The sequence below is a fragment of the Palleronia rufa genome (assembly GCF_000743715.1).
Classification (GTDB): Bacteria; Pseudomonadota; Alphaproteobacteria; order Rhodobacterales; family Rhodobacteraceae; genus Palleronia; species Palleronia rufa.
Genome location: NZ_JQEY01000001.1, coordinates 424,039 through 446,752 on the forward strand (window position 1 = coordinate 424,039; position 22,714 = coordinate 446,752).

A 22,714-nucleotide genomic window follows, 5' to 3' on the forward strand; every position below is an offset into this window, starting at 1 on the left:
GCAGGCCATAGTCCACCCCATGAACCACGATGTCATTATCGCCGGCGGCGGCCTGGTCGGGTCGAGCCTGGCCGTCGCCCTGTCCCAGGCCGGCCTGTCGGTCGCGCTGGTCGATCCGGTGCCGCAACGGACGCGGAGCGGTGACGGGTTCGACGGCCGCAGCTACGCGCTGTCGGTCGCATCCCGGAACCTGCTCCGCGCGCTCGGACTCTGGGTCGAGCTTGCGGAGTCGGCGCAACCGATCCTGGACATCCGCATCTCGGACGGGCGGGTGACCGACGGCCCGTCGCCGCTGACGCTGGCCTTCGATCACGCGGAGATCGAGGAAGGCCCGATGGGCCACATGGTGGAGGACCGCCACCTGCGGCCGGTTCTCCTGAACGCCCTCGACCGTGTGACGGTGATCGAAGGGAGCGTGACGGACCACCTTGCGGGGCCCGCCGCGGTGGAGGCCACGCTGAATGACGGGCGCCTCCTGTCGGCGGCGGTCCTTATCGGTTCTGACGGGCGCCATTCCGGCGTGGCGGCGCGCGCCGGGATCCGGCGCACCGGCTGGGACTACGGGCAAAACGCGCTGGTCGCGGCGATTGCCCACCAGCGCCCGCACGAAGGCGTGGCACATCAGTTCTTCATGCCAGAGGGTCCACTGGCGATCCTGCCGCTGAAAGGCAATCGCTCTTCCATCGTCTGGACGGAGCGCCGGGACCGCGCCGAAACGCTGACGGCCATGCCGGACGACGACTACCTGGACGTTCTGCGCCCGCGGTTTGGCGACTTTCTGGGCGATATCGCCCTGGCCGGAGCGCGTCATACCTTTCCCCTGGCGCTGTCCATCGCCAACAGCTTCGTCGGCCCGCGGGTCGCTCTGGTGGGCGACGCGGCCCACGCGGTGCATCCCATCGCCGGTCAAGGCCTGAACGCGGGGCTCAAGGACGTTGCCAGCATCGCCGAAGTCCTGGTCCTGGCCCGCAGGCGCGGCGAGGATCCGGGGCGAAGCGATGTACTGGCGCGGCACGAACGCTGGCGGCGGTTCGACGTGACCGCCCTTGCGCTGGCGACGGACGGGGCCAACCGGCTGTTTTCGAACGACAACGGACTTCTGCGTATAGCGCGGGACCTGGGGCTTGCGGCGGTTCAGAGATTGCCGGCCCTGCGCCGCGGGTTCATCCGCGAGGCGGCCGGCCTCAGCGGAGACCGCCCTGCCCTGCTGCGCGGACGCAAGCCCTGACGGTCAGTCCTCCAGCTTGCGGGCCTCGTCGACCAGCATGATCGGAATGCCGTCGCGGATCGGATAAGCCAGATGGGCGGCTTTCGAAATCAGCTCCTGCCGCTCGGCGTCGAAGGTCAGCACGGCATGGGTCTCCGGGCAAACCAGCGCCTCGAGCGTCTTGCGGTCGATCTGCGTCATTGCAGCCGTTCCTCTCCTCCGCCGGCAAGGGCGAATTCCAGCAACGTCACCAGTGTCTCGCGGCGGGTTTCCAGGGTCGGCGCCTCCAGGAGCGCCTGCTTGTCCTCTGGCTCGAACGGGCAGAGCATCGACAGGGCGTTGATGAGAAGCTCATCCTCGGCCTCCGTCAGCGAATCCCAGTCGGTCTTGAGCTCTTCGGCGGCGAAATACCTGTCGATCAGCTTCAGGAACCTGTCGCGGTCGAAGCCGGGGTCCTTCTCAGCGCCGCCCAGGTCGCGCTCGAATCCGGACCAGTCGACATCGCATTTGCGATAGGGGGCGAATCCCTCGACCTCCTCGCGGATCCGGTAGCGGGAGACCCCCGCCAGGGTAATCATGTAGCGGCCATCGTCCGTCTCCGAAAATCCGGTCATCCGCCCGGCGCAGCCGATGCGGTGCAGGCGCGCGGATTCGCTCCGCGGAACATCTCTGGGTTGTATCATTCCGATCAGCCGATGACCCGTCTTCATGCAATCCTCGACCATCGCCAGATAGCGCGGCTCAAAGATATGGAGCGGCAACCTGCCCCGGGGCAGAAGAAGCGCGCCCGGCAGAGGAAAGACGGGGATCGACTGCGGCAGATCCGCTGAATTGAACATACGTCGGCACGTAGGACGGGCGGGCCGTCAGGCAAATATGATGGACGACAGGCGCCTGCGGCCCTTGAGCGCAACCGGATCCTTCGGCGGCAGCGCGTCGAAGATGGTGAACAGCTGCGCACGAGCGGCCCCGTCGTTCCATTCCCGGTCACGCCGGAAGAGATCGAGAAGTTCATCCACGGCCTCTTCGGTCCGACCGTTGGCGTAGAGGGCCTGGGCCAGGTCGAACCGGGACCGGTGGTCCTCCGGATCGGCTTCGACCCTGGCCCTCAGCTCATCCACCGGACCTGCATCGGCCGCCTGTCGCGCAAGCTGAAGTTGTGCATGGGCGGCCTCAAGCTCCGGCGCGCGGGAGATCGACGCATCGACGCCGTTCAGCGCCGCCTCCGCCTGGTCGAGATCGCCCAGCGCGATCAGGGCGCGCACGAACCCTGCATGGGCCGCGACGTTGAGGGGATCTTCGGCCAGGATCGCCTGGAAGGTCTGGGCGGCGTCCTCAGGCGCGCCCTGCTCCAGCATCTCTTCGGCGGCGACGACAGCCTCGGCCAGGCCATCGCCCTCTTCTCCGTTGCCACCCAGAGCGATCAGGCGATCGACGAAGGCCTTGATCTCCGACCCCGGCACGGCGCCCTGGAATCCATCGACAGGCTGGCCCTTGTGAAAGGCATAGACTGTCGGGATCGATTGAATGCGAAGTTGCGCTGCGATCTGCTGGCTGCGGTCGATGTCGACCTTGACCATCTTCACCTTTCCGCCGGCGGCCCTGACCGCATCCTCCAGCATCGGGCCGAGGGTCTTGCACGGCCCGCACCATGGCGCCCAGAAATCCACGATGACGGGAATATCCTGGCTGACATCGACCACGTCGGCCATGAATGTGGCTTCGGTCGTATCCTTGATCAGGTCGTCGCCGCCCTGCGGTTGCGACGCTGCGCCCAGTTCGATCACCATGTCATGCCTCGCGAGTGTCCGTGTTCACGCCGTTAGATGGCCCGTTCCTTCCCGCTTCGCAAGGCGTCAGAGATCGAAGGCGGCGAAGACGGGGGCATGGTCGGAGGGGCCGTCCCAGCCCCTTGCGGCGCGCAGGATGCGGCTGCCATGCGCCGCGCCCGCGACATCGCGTGAGGCCCAGACGTGATCCAGCCGCCGGCCCTTGTCCGCTGCGTCCCAGTCCCGGGCGCGGTAGGACCACCAGGAATAGAGCTGGCCGTCGGGAATGTCCTGTCGGGTGACATCGACCCAGCCGCCCGCGTCCTGCGCCTGGGCCAGATGCTCTACCTCCACGGGCGTGTGGGACACGATCTTGAGAAGCTGACGATGGTTCCAGACGTCGTCCGGCCGCGGGGCGATGTTGAGATCCCCGACGAGGATCGCGCGAGAGGGCGTATCGGCGTGAAAGGCGTCGCGCATGGCGGTGAGGTAGTCGAGCTTCTGCCCGAACTTCGCGTTGACCTCCCGGTCCGGCACGTCGCCACCGGCGGGAACGTAGTAATTGTGGATCGTCACGCCGTTCGCCAGCCGCCCCGCCACATGCCGTGCATGGCCCAGGTCCGCATGATCGAAAGCGCTGACCTCTTCGATCGGCCGCCTGGACAGGATGGCGACGCCGTTATAGCCCTTCTGTCCGCGGGCGATGCGGTGCGGATAGCCCAGCGTCTCGAAAGAGGGCATCTTTTCCACCGGCGACTTGCATTCCTGAAGGCACAGGATGTCGGGCGCCTCTTCTTGCATCAGGCGCTGAACAAGCCCTTCCCTCAGACGAACGGAGTTGATGTTCCAGGTGCAGATGGTGAAGGGCATCGTCTCTCCTTTTGGCCGTTGTGCTCTCCTAGCGCCGGCGCGGCGTCGTGTCACCGGAACGACCGGCGCCTTGCGCAATTGGGTCGATGAACAGAACAGGAGTAACGATATGATCCTTCGCGCCAGTTTTATTGCCGCCGCCATGGCGCTTCCGACGCCCGCCGTCGCGCAGACCGTCGCCGGGACTGTCAGCGGCAGACTAGACGGTGACCCGGCCTCCTGGTCGATCCTAGACGGCGAAGACGTAGAGACCGGCTGGCAGGACGTCGAAGGCGGCGCCAGGGTGACACTCGACGCTTATCCCGAGGCGACGCAGATCGACGGGGCTGACCGCCTGCGGATCGTGTTCACCGCGGCGGGCACGGCAGAGGAGCGTGAGGCGCAGGAGATCGAGGTAACCTTTTCGACCGGCGACACGCAGATGATTGCGACCGGCCAGAACGTCGATCTGTCGCTGAACGGCGTCGAGATAGAGGGCGACAGCCTTGTGGTGTCCGGAAATCTCACGGCGACCCTGTCCGAAGGCGATTCCGAAGACCTGCTGATCGGAGAAGATCGGGGAACGACGATCGACGGCAATTTCCAGGCGACTGTCTTCCGCGCGCCGGAGTAGGGGACGGGGCCCCGCCGCGGCTCCGTTCATACAGACAGTCTGTAGCCGCCCGTTTCCGTGACCAGCAGCCGGACATTCGACGGATCGGGCTCAATCTTCTGGCGCAGCCGGTAGATGTGCGTCTCCAGGGTATGGGTCGTCACACCGGCGTTGTATCCCCAGACCTCATGCAAAAGGAGATCCCGCGGCACGACGCCATCCGGTGCGCGATACAGGAACTTGAGGATGTTGGTCTCTTTCTCGGTCAGGCGGATTTTCTTGTCGGCCTCGTCGACCAGCATCTTCTGCGCCGGGCGAAAGCTGTAGGGTCCCAGTTGAAAGACCGCGTCCTCTGACTGTTCGTGCTGGCGCAACTGCGCGCGGATCCGGGCCAGCAGCACCGGGAACTTGAACGGCTTGGTTACGTAGTCATTGGCGCCGGCGTCCAGCCCAAGGATCGTATCGGCATCGCTGTCATGGCCGGTCAGCATCAGGATCGGACATTTGACCCCCTGCTTGCGCAGAAGCTTGCACAACTCGCGCCCGTCGCTATCGGGAAGGCCCACGTCCAGGATCACCAGGTCGTAATGGTCGCTCTTGGCGCGTTCCATGGCATGGGCGGCTGTCTCGGCCTCGAAGACATCGAAGTCCTCGGTCATGACCAGCTGCTCGCTCAGCGCTTCACGCAGGTCGTCATCGTCATCGACCAGAAGGATCTTCTTCAACGTACTCATTATCGCCTCCGTCACGCCGTCACCGCGCAAATGTGATCGCGACCCGCTTCGCGCAAGCTATGCGACAATCGCTCACGGGTCCGTGTGCACAGGCGCGGGTTTCGTTTCCAATCCCGTCGGGCGACGCCTATGTCCGGGGCATGGAGACGATGTCGCCCAGCGGATCGGAATGGCTGTCGCGCGCGCGCAACGACCTGCGCGTGGGCCTTCCTGTCGTGCTTCGGGACGGCGGGCGGCGGGCGCTGGTGGCCGGCGCGGAGACGGTGGCGCAGGCGCGCCTGACAGAGATCTGCCGGGGTGCCAAGGCGGAACTGGCCCTGACTCACTGGCGCGCCGAGACGCTGAAGATCCGCATCTACGACGGCGACCTGGCCCGGGTCGCGCTGACGCCGGAAACGCTGATCGATCAACTCCGCGCACTGATCGACCCGGTCGCGGACCTTGCCACGCCGCTCAAGGGACCGTTTCGGGCGCTGCGTGGCGGCGACGCCACGTTGGCGCGTGCGGGTCTTGCGCTGGCCAAGTCGGCGCGGATCCTGCCGGCGGTCGTGCTCCGGTCCGTCGAAAGCGCGCCCCGCGACCTGACCGAAATCTCTATCGAGGACATCGCGCCGCCCACTCCCGCGCGACTGAGATCGGTCGCCGCGGCGCATCTGCCAATCCGCGCGGCGGAGGGGACGCGGCTGCATATCTTCCGGCCCGCCGACGGCGCGGAGGAGCACTATGCGGTGCAGATCGGCCGCCCGGACCTGTCGTCTCCGGTGCTGACGCGGCTTCATTCCGCCTGTTTTACGGGCGACGTGCTGGGATCGCTGAAATGCGACTGCGGCCCGCAATTGTCGGCGGCGCTGGACCACATGGGCGGTGCGGGCGGCGGGATCCTTCTGTATCTGAACCAGGAGGGGCGCGGCATCGGCCTGGCCAACAAGATGCGCGCCTATGCACTACAGGATCAGGGGTTCGATACGGTCGAGGCGAATCACCGGCTGGGCTTCGATGACGACGAGCGCGACTTCGGCATCGGCGCGGGCATCCTGTCGGCGCTCGGGGTGGAACGGGTGCGGCTGATGACCAACAATCCGCGCAAGGTCGAGCGGCTGAGCCGGGAGGGCATAGAAGTGGTGGAGCGGGTGCCGATCTGGGTCGGTGAGACGCGCTTCAATACGGACTATCTGCGGGTCAAGTCCGACAAGTCCGGCCATTTGCGGTGAGCGTTTCGGACCTCGTCCTGACCCCGACGGGTCTGCGCGCCTTCGGACGCCGCATCCCCTGCACCGTCGGCCGCGGCGGAGTGACCGATCGCAAGCGAGAGGGCGACGGCGCCACGCCCGCGGGTGTGCACCGGCTGGTGGGACTGCTCTACCGGCCCGACCGGCTGGCCGCACCCACGGGATGGGCGGTGCCGATCCGCCCCCGCGACATCTGGTCGGACGATCCGTCGGATCCCGACTACAACAAGCTGACCCGGGGCCCCTCTGCGCTGTCCCATGAGCGGCTTGCCAGGTCCGATCCACTTTATGATCTGGTGGTCCTCACGGATTGGAACTGGCCCATCGCGGTCCCGGGGCGCGGCTCCGCGATCTTTCTGCATCGCTGGCGACGACCCGGTTTCCCCACCGAAGGCTGCATCGCCATGGCCGCCTCCGACCTGCTCTGGCTCTGCAGGCGGATCAGGCCGCAGAGCCGGCTCATCGTCCGCTAGCCGGTCGGGCGGTCTCCGAACAGCGCAGAGCCGATTCGCACATGTGTCGCGCCCAGGGCGATCGCGGCCTCGAAATCCGCGCTCATGCCCATGGACAGATTGGGCAGACCGTTTCGCTCGGCCAGCTTGGCCAGCAGGGCGAAATGCAGCGCCGGCTCCTCATAGACCGGCGGGATGCACATCAGCCCGTCGACCGGCAGATCGAGCGACCGGCACTCCCGAACAAAGCTGTCGGTCTCGCCCGGTGCGATGCCGGCTTTCTGGTCCTCCGCACCGGTGTTCACCTGGATGAAGAGGCTTGGACACTGCCCGAGGTCCTGCGCCAGCCGCGCGATGGTCCGGGCCAGCTTGGGCCGGTCGAGCACCTGAATGACGTCGAAAAGCTCCATGGCGTCCCGCGCCTTGTTACTCTGGAGCGGACCGATGAGATGCAGCGCCGACCGCCCGAACCGGTCGTGGAACCCGGGCCATTTGGCCTGCGCCTCCTGGACGCGATTCTCTCCGAACACCCGGTGACCGTCTTCTAGGACCTGCGCGACACGCTCGTCCGGCTGCTTCTTGGACACCGCGACGAGGGTCACCGATCCGTCCGCGCGACCGGCGCTCGCCTCGGCGCTGCGGATTCGGTTTGAAATTTCGGTCAGGTCCATGGCGTTTCCTCCTGCCGACTGTTTGGTCAAGGTGCGCGCAAAAGAAAAGGGCGGCTCAGAAGAGCCGCCCCGATCCGTCGTTCGATCCGATGGGATCAGAAGGCCATCGCGATACCGAAGGAGTAGGTATCGTACTCCTGGTCATCGAGGTCGTCGCGGTTGATCTCATTCCGGCCGTAGCCCGCCTGAAGCTCGGCACCGCCGCCCAGGTCGTAGTTGGCGATCACGCCGATACCGCTGTTGTCGCCACCGTCCTCGAAGTCGAACTTGCCGTAGTTCACGGCGACGAGGAAGCTGCCGAACTCGTAGCCCACGGCGACGCCGAAGTGCGAGTCGAGGAGGCCGGCGTCCTCGAAACCGCCGAGGAAGGACTCGTCGAAGGACGAATAGTTCAGGATCGCCTGGATGCCGTTCTCCATGTTCAGCGACAGGCTTGCGCCGATGACGCTGGAGTCCATGTCGTCGATATCGTCGTTTATGCCGTCGCCGTCGGTGTCGACCGCAACGTTCATGCCCAGCTGCTGGTAGCCGATGCCGGCGCCAAAGCTGATGCCAGCGAACTCACCGTTGTACTTCGCGCCGATGCCAAGGATCGTGTCGTTCTCGACCTGCGCGAAATCGTCCGCGGCATCCTCCAGAATTCCGTCGCCGTTGGTGTCGATTTCCAGCGTGTCCGGATCGTCGTCGATCTCAGCCGACACGGCGATCGCGAAGTCACCGAAGGAGTAGTCATAGCGGGCAACCTGATCGTCGAACGTGCCGTCGAGCCCGTTGTTGCCGTAATAGCCGGCGTGCTCGTGGTTATCCCCGAGGGAGCTGCCGATGATCGCCTCGGTCATCGCGAAGTCGAGCGCGCCGTCGGTGTCGCCCATGGTGAGCGTGCCGAGCGAACCGGAGACGAAGATCGTCGCCCCGCCGTCGTCGGAATCGTCGCGGGTCGCGGCCGACTCACCCAGTCCGTCATCGGCGTTGTTGTCGCCGATCGACTCGTCCAGATCGACGGAGGCACCGAAAGTGAGGCCTGCATCTGTTTCGCCGGACATGGAGAAGGTCACGTCGATATCCGTGTGGAACTGCGTGTCGATGCTGGTCCCGTCGGAGGCTTCGCCACCGAAAATACCCATCTCGGCGAAGCCCGAGACGTCGACATCTGCCATGGCGAAGGTCGTCGAAGCGACCAGAGCCGTGGAGGCAAGAAGAAGTTTGTTCATGTTTTCCCTCATGATCTTTTTCCGGCCCCAAGAGGTCCAAGTCGCCTCGTGGGTACAAGCGTGGAGTGCTCTTTTTCCCGCATTTCATCAAGCAAGGCGGCGCCCGCCGTGGGACGGCGGCAAACGGATGGTGCAGCGATGCCACAGTGGATGCGCAGGCACCGCTTAGACCGGGCCACGGGAGGGACTGAACGAAAGAAGGCGTGGAGACGCCGGGTGGACGGAAACAAGCGGCCGATCTTTACCGACGATGCGGGACGTGTCGGCTGCGCGATGATCGGGGGGCCCGATGTTCGGATGGTTGCGCGACCCGCACGATGCGCGGAAGCCTGAAAGCCGGAGGCCTCATGTTTCCTGCCAGTCGGAATTGTCGATCGGGCCGTTCACGAGGACCCGGGAGTCGCTGCCAGCCGCGTTGCTGACCCCGAAGCGCCTGGAGACGGGCCGGTTCGCGCGGTCGCCGGCGTGTAGAAAGCAGACGCGGAATACCGGGGCTTGGGCAAGACGACCGCCCTCATCCGACTGACTTATTGGGGGTTTCCTGCCGACCGGAGTTATTCCCGGCACATTCCTATGCGCGAAACTTAGGACCGACGGCGGACGCGACAGAAAACGGGCGACAGTAAAACCGCCGCCCGTGCCGCAGAACTAACAAGGGCTCGCCCGAGCGACGACCCTGGATCCGCAACCGGCCGGGGTCGAAGGGCGGAAGCAGCTTACATGTTGTCTTCGACGATCGATTCGATCTTGTTGCACTTGTCGCTGCCGTCGTCCGACGAATCGGCCAGAACGATGCCCGAGACCTGCGCCATGGTCAGGTTCATCGCGTCCTCTTCTTCCATGGAAATGTTGCAGCCGGTCAGCGCGTCGTTCACCTTGCCGGAGAGCATGGTCATCTCATCGGGCATGTGGGCAGCAGCGAAAGCCGAACTGGCGACGAAGGACGTTGCGGCGGCGATGGTCAGAATACGCTTCATTTGGATAACCTTTCAAAGCGGGTTTCGTTTGCCCGGAGGGGCGGTTGATTTTGGACGGCAACCAAAACTGGCAACCGTCCGATACGGGTGACTTAGAGCCGTAATGACCGGAAGTCACGACAATTTCCGAAAAGATCGCAATCGCGATCTCTTGGATTCACGCATTTGTCACTCGGCGACACAACCGTTTCCAGCGGATTTGGTTCCTTGCCCGCGGGCGGCGCGTCGGCTAGTCAAAAGGCGCCTGAGGCGACGGGACGGGAACAATGCGCATCGACAGAAAACTGCTGACGGGCTTCGCGGGCCTTGCGCTGATCGCACTGGGGGCCTGCAGCGGCAACGACGAAGCGACCCTGCGCCAGCGCGAGAACGTAGAGGCATTCGCCCAGCGCGAGACGATCTGGGATCTGTTCCGCAACGTCGACGATCCGAACCGTACCGTCGAGGTCAACAAATACATCTGGGCCGCGGCGCAGGAGGTGCTGGACTTCCTGCCGTTGGAAACGGCGGACCCGTTCTCGGGCGTGCTGGCCTATGGCTATGGGACGCCCCCCGGCGGCGGGCCGGCCTATCGCGCAACGGTCTACGTCCAGGACCCCGCATTGGATGCGCGGTCGCTCAACCTGGCGCTGGCCACCCGCGCGGGACCGGTGACCCCCGCCACCAGCCGCGCGGTCGAGGACGCGATCCTGACGCGGGCACGTCAATTGCGTCTGCGGGACGGCCGGCTCTAGGACCCGGCCAGCGCTTCGATCCAACGGAATTGCGCCGGCAGGCACACGCGCCTGAGATCGTAGTCATGCACGATCCGGCGCCGTGCCGCCGTCCCCAGCCGGGCGCGCAGATCGGCGTCCCCGGCCAGTTGCGTGACCCGGTCGATCAATGCGGCACGATCGAAGAAGTCGAACAGCAGCCCGGTCCGATCGTGGTCGATTACCTCCCTTACCGGCGCCGTGTCGGAGGCGGCGATGGCGCATCCGGCACTCATCGCCTCCATCAACGACCAGCTGAGCACGAAGGGATAGGTCAGATAGAGATGCACCGTCGAAACCTGGAGCAGGCGGGTAAATGGTCCGCGCTGCAGCCGCCCGGCAAAGTGGATCCGGTCCCAGTCGCTGTCCGACAGGTCGCGGCCGACTTCCGACAGCAGCTTCTTCTTCCAGGTCCCGCCCTCCTTCGGAGCGGTGCCGTAGCTGACCCCGTCATCGCCCACGATCACGAACCGTGCCCGCGGCAGGCGGCGCAGAAGCTCCGGCAGCGCGCGCATGAAGACGTGAAACCCGCGATAGGGCTCCAAATTGCGATTCACGAAGGTCACGATCTGCTGGCCGTTGTTGAACGTCCCATGTCCCTCCAGGGTCAGGCTGGCATCGGGGTCGGGACGAAGATCGTCGGTGTCGATGCCGTCGAACACGACCGAGATCCTGTTTCGCAGCTCTGCCGGGTGCGCGTCGGCCTGCCAGCGCGTCGGGCTGATCCCGGCGTTCGCGGATTCGAGCTGCAGGCGCATGGCAAGGTTCTTCATCTCGATCCGCGGAAGGCGACCGATCTCCTCGACGGGTTCGAACTCGGGGTCAAAGCCGATGTCCGCCCCACTGGCGCGATAGAAGAATTCACAGAACACCCCGATTCGCGCGCCGGGCCAGACATGCCGCAGGTAGAGCGCCTCTCCCCAGCCGCTGTGGGCCACGATCAGGTCCGGGTTCAGTCCGCGCGCCTTCAGCGCCTCGCAGGCCTGGAAGACCACCGCCCCCCGCTCCGTCGCGGCGCTGAATGTCCGTGCCCAGGGGTGGACGCCGCCGGTGTCCCGTTCCTTGAACGGATAGGGAATCACATCGACCCCCCGCCAGGTCCGGCGTTCCGCCACGCGCGAGGTCAGCGCGAAGACGCGGTGACCGGCCTGCGCCAGGGCGGGCGCAAGATGGGTGAACTGGCCGGGAAAGTTCTGGTGGAGGAAAAGCACGATCATGGCGATTTGATGCCCGACGAATCCGGCCAAGGTAAGGCGGGAGCGGGCTGGACCCTGCGTCTTGCCCTGCCTATCAATGCGCCATTCGCATGGACCCGGGGACCAGGCCGCAATGGATCGCTACGACGCCGCAAAGATCGAGCCGAAATGGCAACAGGCGTGGGACAGCGCGGGCTGCTTCGCCGCGAAGGCCGATCCGTCGAGGCCGAAATACTACGTGCTCGAAATGTTTCCATATCCGTCGGGCAACCTGCATATCGGGCATGTGCGCAACTACGCCATGGGCGATGTCGTCGCGCGCTACAAGCTGGCCACCGGCCATGCCGTCCTGCACCCGATGGGGTGGGACGCCTTCGGTCTGCCGGCCGAGAACGCCGCGATCGAGCGCGGCGTGCATCCCGGCGACTGGACCTATGCCAACATCGACGCGATGAAGTCGCAGTTCGCGCGGCTCGGCCTGACGCTCGACTGGAGCCGGGAGTTCGCCACCTGCGATCCGGAATACTACGGCCAGCAACAGTCGATGTTCCTCGACTTTCTGGAAAAGGGCCTGGTGTACCGCAAGAACGCGGTGGTGAACTGGGATCCGGTGGACATGACCGTGCTGGCCAACGAGCAGGTCGAGGACGGGAAGGGCTGGCGCTCCGGCGCGACGGTCGAGCGGCGAGAGCTGACGCAGTGGTTCTTCCGCATCTCCGACTATGCGGAGGATCTGCTGGCGGCTCTGGACCGGCTCGACGACTGGCCCGAGAAGGTCAAGTCGATGCAGCGCAACTGGATCGGCAAGTCGCGCGGCCTGCAATTCGCCTTCGGACTTGACGGCGGCCCAGACGGGCACGACCGGATCGAAGTCTATACGACCCGCCCCGACACGCTCATGGGGGCAAGCTTTGTCGGGATCTCTCCCGACCACCCGCTGGCCCGCGCGCTGGAGGCCGACAATGCCGATCTTGCCGCCTTCAGCGCCGAATGCCGCAGGATGGGTACCGCGGAGGAAGAGCTGGAAAAGGCCGAGAAGCGCGGCTTCGACAGCGGGCTGAGCGTTCGCCATCCGTTCGACACCGCACGCACGCTGCCGGTCTATGTCGCCAACTTCATCCTGATGGACTACGGCACCGGCGCGATCTTCGGCTGCCCGGCCCATGATGCGCGCGACCTGGAGTTCGCGCGCAAATACGATCTTCCCGTCGTGTCGGTGTTCGAACCCTCCTCCGGCACGCATACCGCGCCGGAGGAGGGTGGCGCAGCCTACGTCCCGCCCAAGACCGAAGCGGTCCGCTACATCCGCGGCTTTGCGGGGACGGAGCACCAGACCGGAGAGGCGGCCATCGACGCCGCCATCGACTTCTGCGAGGGCAACGGCGTCGGCCTCGGCGTTACCAAGTTCCGCCTGCGCGACTGGGGCCTCAGCCGCCAGCGCTACTGGGGCTGCCCGATCCCCGTGGTCCATTGCGACGGCTGCGGCGTGGTGGCGGAGAAGAAGGAGAACCTGCCCATCGAACTGCCCCGCGACGTGGAGTTCGACCGTTCCGGCAACCCGCTGGATCGCCATCCGACCTGGCGCGACGTGCCCTGCCCCTCCTGCGGCCAGCCTGCCCGGCGTGAGACCGATACGATGGACACGTTCGTGGACTCTTCGTGGTACTACGCGCGCTTCACCTCCCCCGGCGCCACCACGCCGACCGATCCCGACGAGAGTGCCTACTGGATGAACGTCGACCAGTATATCGGCGGGGTCGAGCATGCGATCCTGCACCTGCTCTATTCCCGCTTCTTCGCCCGCGCGATGCACATCTGCGGCCATCTCCCCGCCAAGGCGATCGAACCCTTCGATGCGCTGTTCACTCAGGGCATGGTCACCCATGAGATCTATCAGACCCGCGATGCCCAGGGACGCGTCGTTTATCATTTTCCGCATGAAGTGACGGACAAGAAACTCGCCGACGGCACCCCGGTCGGAGTCATCCCGTCCGCCAAGATGTCCAAGTCCAAGCGCAACGTCGTCGACCCGGTGGAGATCATCGACCGCTTCGGCGCCGACACCGCGCGCTGGTTCGTGTTGTCCGACAGCCCGCCGGAACGCGACGTGGAATGGACCGATGCCGGGGCGGAGGCGGCCGCCAAGCACCTGGCGCGGGTCTATCGCATCGCGCTGGCGGCCCGGGACGCCGAACAGGCCGGCACCGGCGACGCGGACCTGCGGTGCGAGACCCACAAGGCCATCCACGACGTGACGGTCGGCATCGAAAGCTTCGGCTTCAACGCGGCCATCGCGCGGCTCTACGCCTTCGCCAACACACTGTCGAAGTCCCGCGCCGGGCGTTCCGCACAAATCGAGGCCGCGCGCACGCTTGCGCAACTCATGTCGCCTATGACCCCGCACCTGTCCGAAGAGATCTGGCAGATGCTGGGCGGTGAGGGGCTGATCGCCCTGGCGCCATGGCCCCGCGCCGATCCGGCCCTGCTGATCGAGGATGAGATCACCATGGCCGTCCAGGTCAACGGCAAGCGCCGCGACGAGATCACGGTCGCGCGCGATCTGCCGAAGGATCAGGTCGAGACCCTGGCGCTCGGCTCCGAGGCAGTGCGCCGGTCGCTCGACGGGAAGGCCCCGAAGAAGGTGATCGTCGTCCCCGGCAGGATCGTCAATGTCGTCGTCTGACGCCCCCCTTGGTGCGCTGTCGCGCCGCGCGCTTCTGGCACTGGCCCTCACCGGGCTTGCCGCCGCCTGTGGCTTCACGCCGGTCTACGGACCCGCGGGCGTCGCCCGGGGGCTTTCGGGTCAGATCGCCATCGACGCGCCCCGCGACGAAGCGGGCTATCTTCTCGTCCGCACTCTGGAGGAACGCCTGGGCCGCGCCCCGTCCGCGGCACCCTATCGACTGTCGGCGAAGATCGCCCTGCAAGAGGAAGGGCTGGGCATCACCCGGGAACGGGAGATCACGAGGATCCGCCTGGTCGGCACGCTCGACTACACCCTGTCGGAAACCGGTACGAACACCGTGCTCCAGACCGGCACCGTCACCAATTTCACCAGTTACTCCGCGCCGGTGTTCGGCGCCGACCGGCGGTCGATCGCGGGCAATCCCGTGACGATTCGCGCGGCGGAACGGGACGCGCTGTCGCGGCTCATGACGATCCTGGCCGACCAGCTGACCTCCAGGCTTCTGGCGTCCGCGGGGGAGTGGCAGGGGTGAAGCTCTCCGCACGCGACGCCGACAGCTGGATCGCCAAGCCCCCAGGCGACCGCCCCGGCACGCTGATCTATGGCGACGACGGGATGCGCGTGGCGCTGAAGCGGCAGAGCCTTGTCGCCAATCTCGCCGGTCCCGCCGCGGACGAGGAGATGCGCCTGACCCGCATCCAGGCCGGGGACCTGCGCAAGGAGAAGACCCTGCTCGACGATGCGCTCAAGGCCCAGGGGTTCTTTCCCGGCACCCGCGTCGCCCTGGTGGAGGACGCGACGGCCAATGTCGCCGACCGCATCGTTGCGGCGCTGTCGGACTGGCGGCCGGGCGACGCCCATGTGGTCGTCACCGCCGGCGCGCTCAAGGCGACCTCTCCCTTGCGCAAGGCGTTCGAGAAACATCCCCGGGCGGGCTGCATCGCCGTCTACGACACGCCCCCCGACCGCGCGGAAGTCGAGCGCTGGGTGTCCGAAGCCGGCCTGACCACCGACCGCGATGCGATGGCCGCGCTGGTCGCGCTGGCGCAGGATCTGGGTCCGGGCGACCTTCGGCAACTGATCGCTAAGTTGTCGCTCTACAAGCTGGACGACGGCGCCGCCCTCTCTGTCGTGGACGTCGGCGCCTGCGCCCCCGCCTCTACAGAGGCGGACCTGAACGACGTGCTGAACGCTACCGCCGACGGAAAGGCGTCCGACATCGGCCCGATACTGACCCGGCTAGAGGCGCAGGGCGCGCAGCCCGTGTCCATCGTGATCGCCGCGAACCGGCATTTCCGCCAGCTTCACGCCGCCGCCTCCGATCCCGGCGGCGCGGGTGCGGGCATCGGCAGGCTGCGCCCGCCGGTCTATGGACCGCGCCGGAATGCGATGCTGCGGCAGGCCCAGCGGCTGGGCCTGCACCGTCTGGAGGACGCTCTGGGCCTGCTGACAGAGACCGACCTGACCTTGCGCTCCGCCGCGCGGGTGCCGCAGATGGCACTGACGGAACGCACGCTGATCCGGCTGGCGATGATGGGGAAACGCTGATGCTGACACTTTTCGGATCGTCCAGCACACGCGCCATGCGGGCGCTCTGGATGCTGGAGGAACTCGGCCTCGGGTTCGATCATGTGCCTTGCCCGCCCCGCGCGCCGGAATTGTCGGGCCGGACCGTCCTGGGCAAGGTCCCGGTGCTGGAAGCCGACGGCGCGGACATCACCGACTCCACCGCGATCCTGACCTATCTGGCCGACCGAGAAGGCCGGTTCACCGCGCCGGCCGGCAGCGTTGCGCGAGCCCGGCAGGATGCGCTGACGTTCCAGATCCTGGATGAGTTCGACGCCCTTCTCTGGACCGCCGCCCGCCACACCTTCATCCTGCCGCAAGAGCACCGCATCCCGGCCATCAAAGAGCCGCTGCGCTGGGAGTTCCAGCGCAACGTCGATCGGCTGATGCAGCGGATGGAGGGCGCGTACCTCATGGGCGACGATCTGACGATACCGGACATCGTCGCGGTCCACTGCGGAAGCTGGGCGAAAGTCGCGAAGTTTCCGGTCGAGAACGCGCAATTCACCGCATATTGTGACCGGGCGCGCGCGCGCGACGGCTACCGTCGCGCGGCGGCCAGGGACTGATCAGTCGCCGGGCACGTCGGCCACGTCGCCCGTTCCCTCCCACAGCGCGGCACCCCATGGTGCCAGCCGCCGTCCGTCCCACCCTGTCCCGAAGACCGGCGCGATGCCCTGGCGGGTGGGGACGGGCAGCGATGCGTCGGTGGCGAAGTTGAACACCGCCAGCCATTCGGTGTCTCCCTTCGCGATCCTCAACGACAGAACGCTGGATGACGCGTCGGGCACGACCCGGTCCGGCGCGGAGATGCCCAGCCGCCGCCGCACCTCCAGCGCACGGCGGTAGAACCGCAGAACGCTGTCGGGATCCTGCTCTTGCCTGTCCGCCGAAAGGGCCTGGTCCCAGCGCATCGGCAACCAGGGCGTCCCGGTCGAAAATCCGAAGGCCGGCGCGTCGGCGGTCCATGGCAGGGGAACCCGCGGCCCCTCCCGCCCCGGAGCATCTGGCCAGTAGAGCAAGTCGACCGGGTCCGTCGTCTCTTTTTCGGTGAGGTCCGGCTGGGGCAGACCCAGTTCCTCACCCTGAAAGACCAGCGCCGCGCCGGGCAGGACCGTCAGCAGAGCAGCATAGAATTTCGCGGCCTCGGTTGTACCGTCCCCCAGTGCGGAAACGTGCCGCGGATGATCGTGGGAAGAGAACCACCACGGCGCGCGCCACTCGCCGTCCAGATCGCGAATGAAATCGGCCAGGGCCACTGGATCGCGCCCGCTGGACAGCGGATCGGTCGTGTAGCAGGCATCCAGGCGGCCATCTTCGGTAAAACTGCGTGCGATCGCGACGGTATTGTTGCCGGTGTTGCTCTCACCCAGAAGGAACACGTCCGGACCGACCCAGCGGCGCATGTTCTCCGTATAGGCCGCGCCGTCGCCGGGCAGCAGGTCGTGGACATGATCCTGATAGGAATAGGGGTTGTGGTTCGGTCCGGTCACCTTGGACGCGACGACGGGACGCGCCGGCGGGTTGTCCGGCATCTCCGGGTCGAAAAGATAGGCCGTCACCACGTCGAACCGGAACCCGTCCACGCCGCGGTCCAGCCAGAATTCCAGCGTTTCGCGGAACATGGTCTGGACGCGCGGATGGCGCAGGTTCAGATTCGGCTGACAGGACAGGAACTGGTGGTGATAGTACTGCTGCCGGCGGTGGTTCCAGGTCCACGCGGGCGGACCGAACTGGCTGAGCCAGTTGTTCGGAGGCGTCCCGTCAGGCTTGGGATCGCGCCAGACGTAGCAGTCGGCCGCCTCCTCGTCCCCGTCGAGCGATGCCTGGAACCAGGGATGATCGATGCTGGTGTGGTTGTGGACCTGATCGATCATCACCAGAAGGTCCCGGTCGTGGGCCGCGGATACCAGGCGGTCGAAATCCTCCAGCGCGCCGTGGCGCGGATCGACGGCGCGATGGTCCGTCACGTCATAGCCGCCATCGTGCAGGGGAGACACGAAAAACGGGCAGAGCCAGATCGCATCCACGCCAAGCGCGGCGATGTGGTCGAGCCTCTTTGTCACGCCGTTCAGATCGCCCACCCCCGATCCGGTGGTGTCGAGAAAGGACCGGGGATAGACGGCATAGATGGCCGGCGCGTCAGGCCACGATCTATCCCCCAACGATCATGCCGCCGTTCGGATGAAGGGTCTGGCCGGTGTAGTAACTGCCATCCGGTCCGGCGAGAAAGAGATAGGCCGTCGCCACTTCCCACGGCTGTCCGCACCGGCCCATTGGCGTGCTGGATCCGAAATCCTCGACCATCTTGGCGGGCATGGTGCCGGGGATGAACGGCGTCCAGATCGGCCCGGGCGCCACCGCATTCACGCGAATGCCCCTCTCTGCCAACCCGCTGGCCATGGAGCGCGAGAATGCGAGGTTCGCGCCCTTGGTGGTCGAGTAGCCGACGAGGGAGTCATTGCCCTTGAACGCGTTCACGCTGGTTGTGTTCACGATCGCCGCCCCCGATCCGAGATGCGGCAGGGCGGCCTGGGTGACGTAGAAATACGCCTTCACGTTGGACGAGATCATGTCGTCGAGCATCTCGTCGGTCAGCTTCTCCTCGATCGGCCAGTCCATGTACTGCTGGGCTGCGTTGTTGATCAGAATGTCAAGCTTGCCGAACCTCTCGACTGTCTGCGCGACGGCAGAGTCGGCGTGGTCGCGCTGCCCAAGGTCGCCCTCGATCAGCAGCGCTTCGGACCCCTCTTCCTCGACGATCTTGCCGGTCGCCTCGGCATCGCCGGACTCGCTTCGGTAGGCGATGGCCACCTTCGCGCCCTCGCGGGCGAACAGCGCCGCGACGGCCCGGCCGATGCCGGAGTCGCCGCCGGTGATCAGCGCAACCTTGCCGTCCAGCTTGCCGACACCCGGAAACTTCGGGGCCCAGTCCGGTGCGGGGTCCATCTCGCTCTCGCGTCCGGGCATGGTGTCCTGGGTCTGCGGCGGGATTTTCGGGTCTGTCATCGGGACACTCCTTTCAGGTGTTGACGGCTTCGACCGCGCCGCCATCCACGCGGTAGGCCGATCCGTTGGTGAAACTCGCGCGCTCCGAGCAGAGCAGGGCGATGACGGCGGCGACCTCCTCGGGCCGGCCGCGGCGCTTCAGCTTGAGATAGGGGCGCTCTTCCTCAAGGAAGGTCTCGACCGCCTTTTCCACGGACACGCCCATCTTGTCGGCGCGCTGCTCCATCATCCCGTCGGTCATGGGCGATTCGATGAAGGCCGGGGCGACGGTGTTCATCAGCACGCCCTTCGGCCCGTACACCTGGCTGGCGCCCTTGACCCAGTTCAGAAGGGCCGCCTTGGACGTGTTGTAGACGGCCTCATCCCAGTAGGGCTGGACCGCGTTTTCGGAGGTGACGCAGACCATCCGGCCCCAGCCTTTCTCGACCATCTGCGGGATCATGACCTTGGCCATCCGCACCGCGGACAGAAAGTTGGTTTCCCAGACGCGGTGGTATTCCGCGTCGTCCATCTCCAGCGGATCGCCCTTTGCGCCCGTCACCCCGGCCGCCTGCACGAGGATGTCGATGCCGCCCGCCTCCCTCATCGCATCCCCCAGCCGGGCGATATCGTCGGTATCGGTCAGGTCGGCGGCGATATGGCCTACATCCGGGCCGATCTCTCCGGCCTGCGCCGCGATCGCATCGGGGTCGAGATCGGACAGATGCACCGTCGCCCCTTCGTCGTGAAGGATACGCGCCGCAGCGGCCCCGATGCCGCCGGAACCGCCCGTGACCAGTACCGTCTTGCCCTTTAGTCCCAGATCCATGTCGGAGCCCTCTGTTGTCCTTCGTTGGTTGTCCAACGGGGCCGGGACCCGGGGCGTTCCGCGCTGCGGCAATCAGGCCGCCTTGATCTCCGTCTCCCGGAGAAGCCCTTCTGAAACAAGACGATGCCCAAGCCCGCCGGCCCCGTCGAACAGATGCGTCCGCCACCCCCGGGCCTCTGCGGCGGCGATGTTCTCCGGACGGTCGTCGGTAAAGAGGATCGCGGCGGGATCCACGCCGATCTCCCGCTCCAGCACAGCGTAGATGCCCGGCTCCGGCTTCAGCATCCCGATCCGTCCGGAGACCACGGCTCCGTCGAATTCAGCCAGAGCGGGATAGAGCGTCAGCGCATGCTCAAACGTTTCACGCCCGAAATTCGTGAGCGCCCAGCACGGTACGCCCTTGCCGCGCAGATGGCGCAGCAGCGCCACGCTATCGTCGATCAAGGGAGCCGCCATCTCGCCCCAGCGGTCGCGCCACAACATGACTTCCCTGGACCAGCGGCGATGGTGGGCGGCAGTTTGCTCGACCGTCTCCGGCCAGGGCGCCCCGCGGTCGATGGCCAGGTTCATCTCGGTCAGCGGCACGTCGCGGAACAGGCGCACCCGTGCCACCTTGCCCATGGTCCGGTCATAGAACCCTTCGGGATCCCAGTTCAGCAACACGTTGCCGATGTCGAACACGACTGCCTGGACCTTCATCCCGACCCTCCCCGGATCTGCCTCAATGCGCGCTCCAGCGCGTCGCGGAACCGGCTGCGATCGGCCTTGGAGAACGGCCGCCCGCCCCCTTGCCGGAATGGATCCGCCCCCCTGAGGTCGGACATCAGGTCCCGGGTCGCAAGGGCTTCGCCGACGTTTCTTTCCGTCAGCGAAGCACCGTCGTGCTTGAGGACGCGCGCGCCGGCCGCCACCACCTTGGCCGCCAGCGGGATGTCCCCCGTTACCACGATGTCACCGGGCCCGGCACGCTCGGCGATCCACATATCCGCCACATCGGGGCCCTCGGAGACATAGATCATCCGGACCAGAGGGTTGGCGGACGGGCGCAGTCCGCCGTTGGATACCATGGCCACGGCCGTGTCGTGCCGGGTCGCGGCGGATTCGATCTCGGCCTTCACCGGGCAGGCGTCGGCATCCACGTAGATCACGCGTAGAGAGCCTCGGCGTGGAAACGCATGTGATCCTCGATGAAGGTCGAGACGAAGAAATAGCTGTGGTCATAGCCGGGCTGAAGGCGGAATGTCGCCTGCTGCCTGCGTTCGGCGATGGCCGCGACAAGCGCGCCGGGCTTGAGCTTGTCCCAGAACTGGTCGGCGGTGCCGGTGTCCACCAGCACCGGACCGTCGAAGCCCTTGGACTTCATGACTTCGGAGGCATCGTGAGCCGCCCATCCGGTACGGTCCTCTCCCAGATAGAGCCCCAGCTGTCGCGTCCCCCAGTCGCTGTCCATGGTGCGTGACATGGGCGAAAAGGCCGAGATCGACTTGAACCGCTCGGCCCCCAGACCCATCCCGATGGTCAATGCGCCATGCCCGCCCATGGAATGGCCGGTGATCGCCTGCCGCTCCGTGTCGATGGCGAATTCCCGTGCGACCAGGTCCGGCAATTCACTTGTCACGTAGTCCCACATCCGGAAATGCCGGGCCCAGGGCGACTCCGTCGCATTGACGTAAAAACTGGCCCCCTGTCCCATGTCGAAACTGTCGTCATCGGCCACGCCGTCGCCCCGCGGAGAGGTGTCCGGAAACACCAGCGCGATGCCGTATTCGGCGGCGAACTGCTGCGCGCCGGCCTTGGTCATGGCGTTCTCATGGGTGCAGGTGAGGCCCGACAGGTACCAAAGCACCGGCACCGGCCCGTTTTTCGCCTCTACCGGCAGGAACAGGCCGAAGGTCATGTCGCAGGCGCAGGCCTCTGAGGCATGGGTATAGACCCCCTGCACCCCGCCGAAGCTTGCGTTTTCCGATTTCGTTTCCATGACCGTTCTCCGATTTCTGTCCATTTCGCCGCAAGACAACGGCCTGCGGCTCACAGCGTCAACGCGAGAATGCCCGTCAGGGAGATGAGAGAGACCAAAGTCGAGACGAGGATCGCCGCCGAAACCCGCTGCGGCGCCGCGTTGTACGTCTGCGCCAGGATGAACACGTTGCCCGCAACGGGAAGCGCAGCCGCCGAAATCATCACCCGGGCGGTGAACGCGTCCACCTCGAACAGCACCAGCACGCAGAACGCCACGGCGGCCGGGTGCAGGACCAGCTTGGCGAAACTCAACCAAGCGGCGACCGACAGCCGCTCGGCGCTCTTTTGCGCCAGCGACAGCCCGATGGCGAAGAGCGCGCCGGGCGTCGCGGCGTTTCCCATCAGGCGCAGGGTGTCGTCCAGCGGAGCGGGCAGGGGCAGGTCCAGACCGGCCCAGACGAACCCCGCCAGGATCGCCAGGATCATCGGGTTGCCGATGACCGCCCGCCCGACCCGGACCACGACGACGGGGGTGATCGCACCCTGCCGGGCGACGGACAGCAACACCACGATGAGCGACGCGAAAACCACCAGATCCACGGTCAGCACCTGCAGGATCGGCCCGGCCGCCGCATCGCCCATCAGCATGGTCAGCATGGGCAGGCCCAGAAAGCCCACGTTGCCGATAACGGCGCATTGGCATTCGACCGCGGTTTCGGACAGGCTGAGGCGGCGGGCCCGCGCTACCAGCATCGTCACCGCATAGACTGTGACAGAGGCCAGAAGGTACGCGCCCAGAACCACCGGATCGAAAAGCTCTGCCAGATCCAGGTCCGCAGCAAAGCGGAAGAGCAGCGCGGACAGGGCGAAGTAGAATACGAATTTCGTCAGCGCCTGCGCGGCCCTGCTGTCGAACATGCCCGTGGCACCCGCAATCATGCCGATGCCGATCAGCGCGAAGAACGGCAGAAGCTGGAAGAGAACCGCGATCATGGTCCTCTCCTGCGAAGTTTCCCCCAGGGGGAC

General features: G+C 66.1%; 25 protein-coding genes. 9 read left to right on the plus strand and 16 right to left on the minus strand.

Annotation, left to right across the window (positions count from 1 at the left end; genetic code table 11):
- The first annotated feature begins 19 nt into the window (after positions 1-19).
- Positions 20-1,228, plus strand: coding sequence for an FAD-dependent monooxygenase (locus tag KW83_RS02065; protein WP_036173734.1), 1,209 nt, complete (start codon positions 20-22; stop codon positions 1,226-1,228).
- Between the two features lie 3 nt (positions 1,229-1,231).
- Here the strand turns inward: KW83_RS02065 and KW83_RS19540 are convergent, their stop codons facing one another.
- The 4 genes from KW83_RS19540 to KW83_RS02080 all read right to left on the minus strand — a co-directional run bounded on the left by KW83_RS19540 (position 1,232) and on the right by KW83_RS02080 (position 3,846).
- Positions 1,232-1,408 (minus strand): Trm112 family protein, encoded by a 177-nt coding sequence (locus tag KW83_RS19540; RefSeq protein ID WP_081904407.1) that lies wholly within the window; start codon positions 1,406-1,408, stop codon positions 1,232-1,234.
- Positions 1,405-2,046, minus strand: coding sequence for an LON peptidase substrate-binding domain-containing protein (locus KW83_RS02070; protein ID WP_036173736.1), 642 nt, complete (start codon positions 2,044-2,046; stop codon positions 1,405-1,407). Before KW83_RS02070 ends, KW83_RS19540 begins: the two co-directional genes overlap by 4 nt.
- Before the next feature lie 27 nt (positions 2,047-2,073).
- Positions 2,074-2,997, minus strand: a complete 924-nt coding sequence (gene trxA / locus KW83_RS02075; RefSeq protein WP_036173739.1) for a thioredoxin — start codon at positions 2,995-2,997, stop codon at positions 2,074-2,076.
- A 66-nt stretch (positions 2,998-3,063) separates the two neighbouring features.
- Positions 3,064-3,846, minus strand: a complete 783-nt coding sequence (locus KW83_RS02080; protein ID WP_036173742.1) for an exodeoxyribonuclease III — start codon at positions 3,844-3,846, stop codon at positions 3,064-3,066.
- Between KW83_RS02080 and KW83_RS02085 the strand changes: the two genes are divergently transcribed.
- Complete coding sequence (locus KW83_RS02085) at positions 3,836-4,459, plus strand: hypothetical protein (protein WP_152563448.1); 624 nt, start codon at positions 3,836-3,838, stop codon at positions 4,457-4,459. The genes KW83_RS02080 and KW83_RS02085 overlap by 11 nt on opposite strands.
- A gap of 26 nt (positions 4,460-4,485) precedes the next feature.
- On the opposite strand, the gene KW83_RS02090 is transcribed toward KW83_RS02085, so the two are convergent.
- A complete protein-coding gene (locus KW83_RS02090; protein WP_036173746.1) occupies positions 4,486-5,172 on the minus strand; it encodes a response regulator transcription factor in 687 nt (228 codons plus the stop codon).
- A gap of 140 nt (positions 5,173-5,312) precedes the next feature.
- Between KW83_RS02090 and ribA the strand changes: the two genes are divergently transcribed.
- Both ribA and KW83_RS02100 read left to right on the plus strand, forming a co-directional pair.
- Positions 5,313-6,383, plus strand: coding sequence for a GTP cyclohydrolase II (gene ribA / locus KW83_RS02095; protein ID WP_036173748.1), 1,071 nt, complete (start codon positions 5,313-5,315; stop codon positions 6,381-6,383).
- On the plus strand, positions 6,380-6,874 hold the full coding sequence (locus tag KW83_RS02100; protein WP_036173750.1) for a L,D-transpeptidase family protein: 495 nt from the start codon (positions 6,380-6,382) through the stop codon (positions 6,872-6,874). Before ribA ends, KW83_RS02100 begins: the two co-directional genes overlap by 4 nt.
- On the opposite strand, the gene KW83_RS02105 is transcribed toward KW83_RS02100, so the two are convergent.
- The 3 genes from KW83_RS02105 to KW83_RS02120 all read right to left on the minus strand — a co-directional run bounded on the left by KW83_RS02105 (position 6,871) and on the right by KW83_RS02120 (position 9,712).
- Positions 6,871-7,524, minus strand: coding sequence for a YggS family pyridoxal phosphate-dependent enzyme (locus tag KW83_RS02105; protein ID WP_036173752.1), 654 nt, complete (start codon positions 7,522-7,524; stop codon positions 6,871-6,873). The two genes, KW83_RS02100 and KW83_RS02105, sit on opposite strands and share 4 nt — an antisense overlap.
- 95 nt (positions 7,525-7,619) lie before the next feature.
- Complete coding sequence (locus tag KW83_RS02110; protein WP_161785435.1) at positions 7,620-8,735, minus strand: porin; 1,116 nt, start codon at positions 8,733-8,735, stop codon at positions 7,620-7,622.
- Positions 8,736-9,451: 716 nt separating this feature from the next.
- Positions 9,452-9,712: a hypothetical protein gene (locus tag KW83_RS02120; RefSeq protein WP_036173759.1), complete on the minus strand. Its 261-nt coding sequence runs from the start codon at positions 9,710-9,712 to the stop codon at positions 9,452-9,454.
- 266 nt (positions 9,713-9,978) lie between these two features.
- Here KW83_RS02120 and KW83_RS02125 point away from each other — a divergent pair, with 266 nt between their 5' ends.
- Complete coding sequence (locus KW83_RS02125) at positions 9,979-10,446, plus strand: DUF3576 domain-containing protein (RefSeq protein WP_036173762.1); 468 nt, start codon at positions 9,979-9,981, stop codon at positions 10,444-10,446.
- On the opposite strand, the gene KW83_RS02130 is transcribed toward KW83_RS02125, so the two are convergent.
- Positions 10,443-11,681, minus strand: coding sequence for a glycosyltransferase (locus KW83_RS02130; protein WP_036173765.1), 1,239 nt, complete (start codon positions 11,679-11,681; stop codon positions 10,443-10,445). The genes KW83_RS02125 and KW83_RS02130 overlap by 4 nt on opposite strands.
- Before the next feature lie 112 nt (positions 11,682-11,793).
- Between KW83_RS02130 and leuS the strand changes: the two genes are divergently transcribed.
- The 4 genes from leuS to KW83_RS02150 are packed head-to-tail and all read left to right on the plus strand — an operon-like array spanning position 11,794 to position 16,481.
- Entirely contained in the window at positions 11,794-14,343 is a 2,550-nt protein-coding gene (leuS, locus tag KW83_RS02135; RefSeq protein WP_036174847.1) for a leucine--tRNA ligase, read from the plus strand.
- On the plus strand, positions 14,330-14,878 hold the full coding sequence (gene lptE, locus KW83_RS02140; RefSeq protein WP_036173768.1) for an LPS assembly lipoprotein LptE: 549 nt from the start codon (positions 14,330-14,332) through the stop codon (positions 14,876-14,878). Before leuS ends, lptE begins: the two co-directional genes overlap by 14 nt.
- On the plus strand, positions 14,875-15,894 hold the full coding sequence (holA, locus tag KW83_RS02145) for a DNA polymerase III subunit delta (protein WP_036173771.1): 1,020 nt from the start codon (positions 14,875-14,877) through the stop codon (positions 15,892-15,894). The genes lptE and holA overlap by 4 nt, the downstream gene beginning before the upstream one ends.
- Positions 15,894-16,481 (plus strand): glutathione S-transferase family protein, encoded by a 588-nt coding sequence (locus tag KW83_RS02150; protein ID WP_036173774.1) that lies wholly within the window; start codon positions 15,894-15,896, stop codon positions 16,479-16,481. Before holA ends, KW83_RS02150 begins: the two co-directional genes overlap by 1 nt.
- Here KW83_RS02150 and KW83_RS02155 read toward each other — a convergent pair whose 3' ends face one another.
- The 7 genes from KW83_RS02155 to KW83_RS02185 form a co-directional block, all read right to left on the minus strand.
- Positions 16,482-18,077 carry an alpha-amylase family glycosyl hydrolase gene (locus KW83_RS02155; RefSeq protein ID WP_051928132.1) on the minus strand — a complete coding sequence of 532 codons (1,596 nt, stop codon included), beginning with the start codon at positions 18,075-18,077 and terminating at the stop codon, positions 16,482-16,484.
- On the minus strand, positions 18,067-18,921 hold the full coding sequence (locus KW83_RS02160) for an SDR family oxidoreductase (RefSeq protein WP_036173776.1): 855 nt from the start codon (positions 18,919-18,921) through the stop codon (positions 18,067-18,069). The genes KW83_RS02155 and KW83_RS02160 overlap by 11 nt, the downstream gene beginning before the upstream one ends.
- Positions 18,922-18,934: 13 nt before the next feature.
- Complete coding sequence (locus tag KW83_RS02165) at positions 18,935-19,729, minus strand: SDR family NAD(P)-dependent oxidoreductase (RefSeq protein WP_036173779.1); 795 nt, start codon at positions 19,727-19,729, stop codon at positions 18,935-18,937.
- 72 nt (positions 19,730-19,801) lie between these two features.
- Complete coding sequence (locus KW83_RS02170; protein WP_036173782.1) at positions 19,802-20,428, minus strand: HAD family hydrolase; 627 nt, start codon at positions 20,426-20,428, stop codon at positions 19,802-19,804.
- Complete coding sequence (locus KW83_RS02175) at positions 20,425-20,877, minus strand: YaiI/YqxD family protein (protein WP_036173784.1); 453 nt, start codon at positions 20,875-20,877, stop codon at positions 20,425-20,427. Before KW83_RS02175 ends, KW83_RS02170 begins: the two co-directional genes overlap by 4 nt.
- Positions 20,874-21,707 (minus strand): S-formylglutathione hydrolase, encoded by an 834-nt coding sequence (fghA, locus tag KW83_RS02180; protein WP_036173786.1) that lies wholly within the window; start codon positions 21,705-21,707, stop codon positions 20,874-20,876. The genes KW83_RS02175 and fghA overlap by 4 nt, the downstream gene beginning before the upstream one ends.
- Before the next feature lie 50 nt (positions 21,708-21,757).
- Positions 21,758-22,681: an AEC family transporter gene (locus KW83_RS02185; protein ID WP_036173788.1), complete on the minus strand. Its 924-nt coding sequence runs from the start codon at positions 22,679-22,681 to the stop codon at positions 21,758-21,760.
- Between the last annotated feature and the right edge of the window lie 33 nt (positions 22,682-22,714).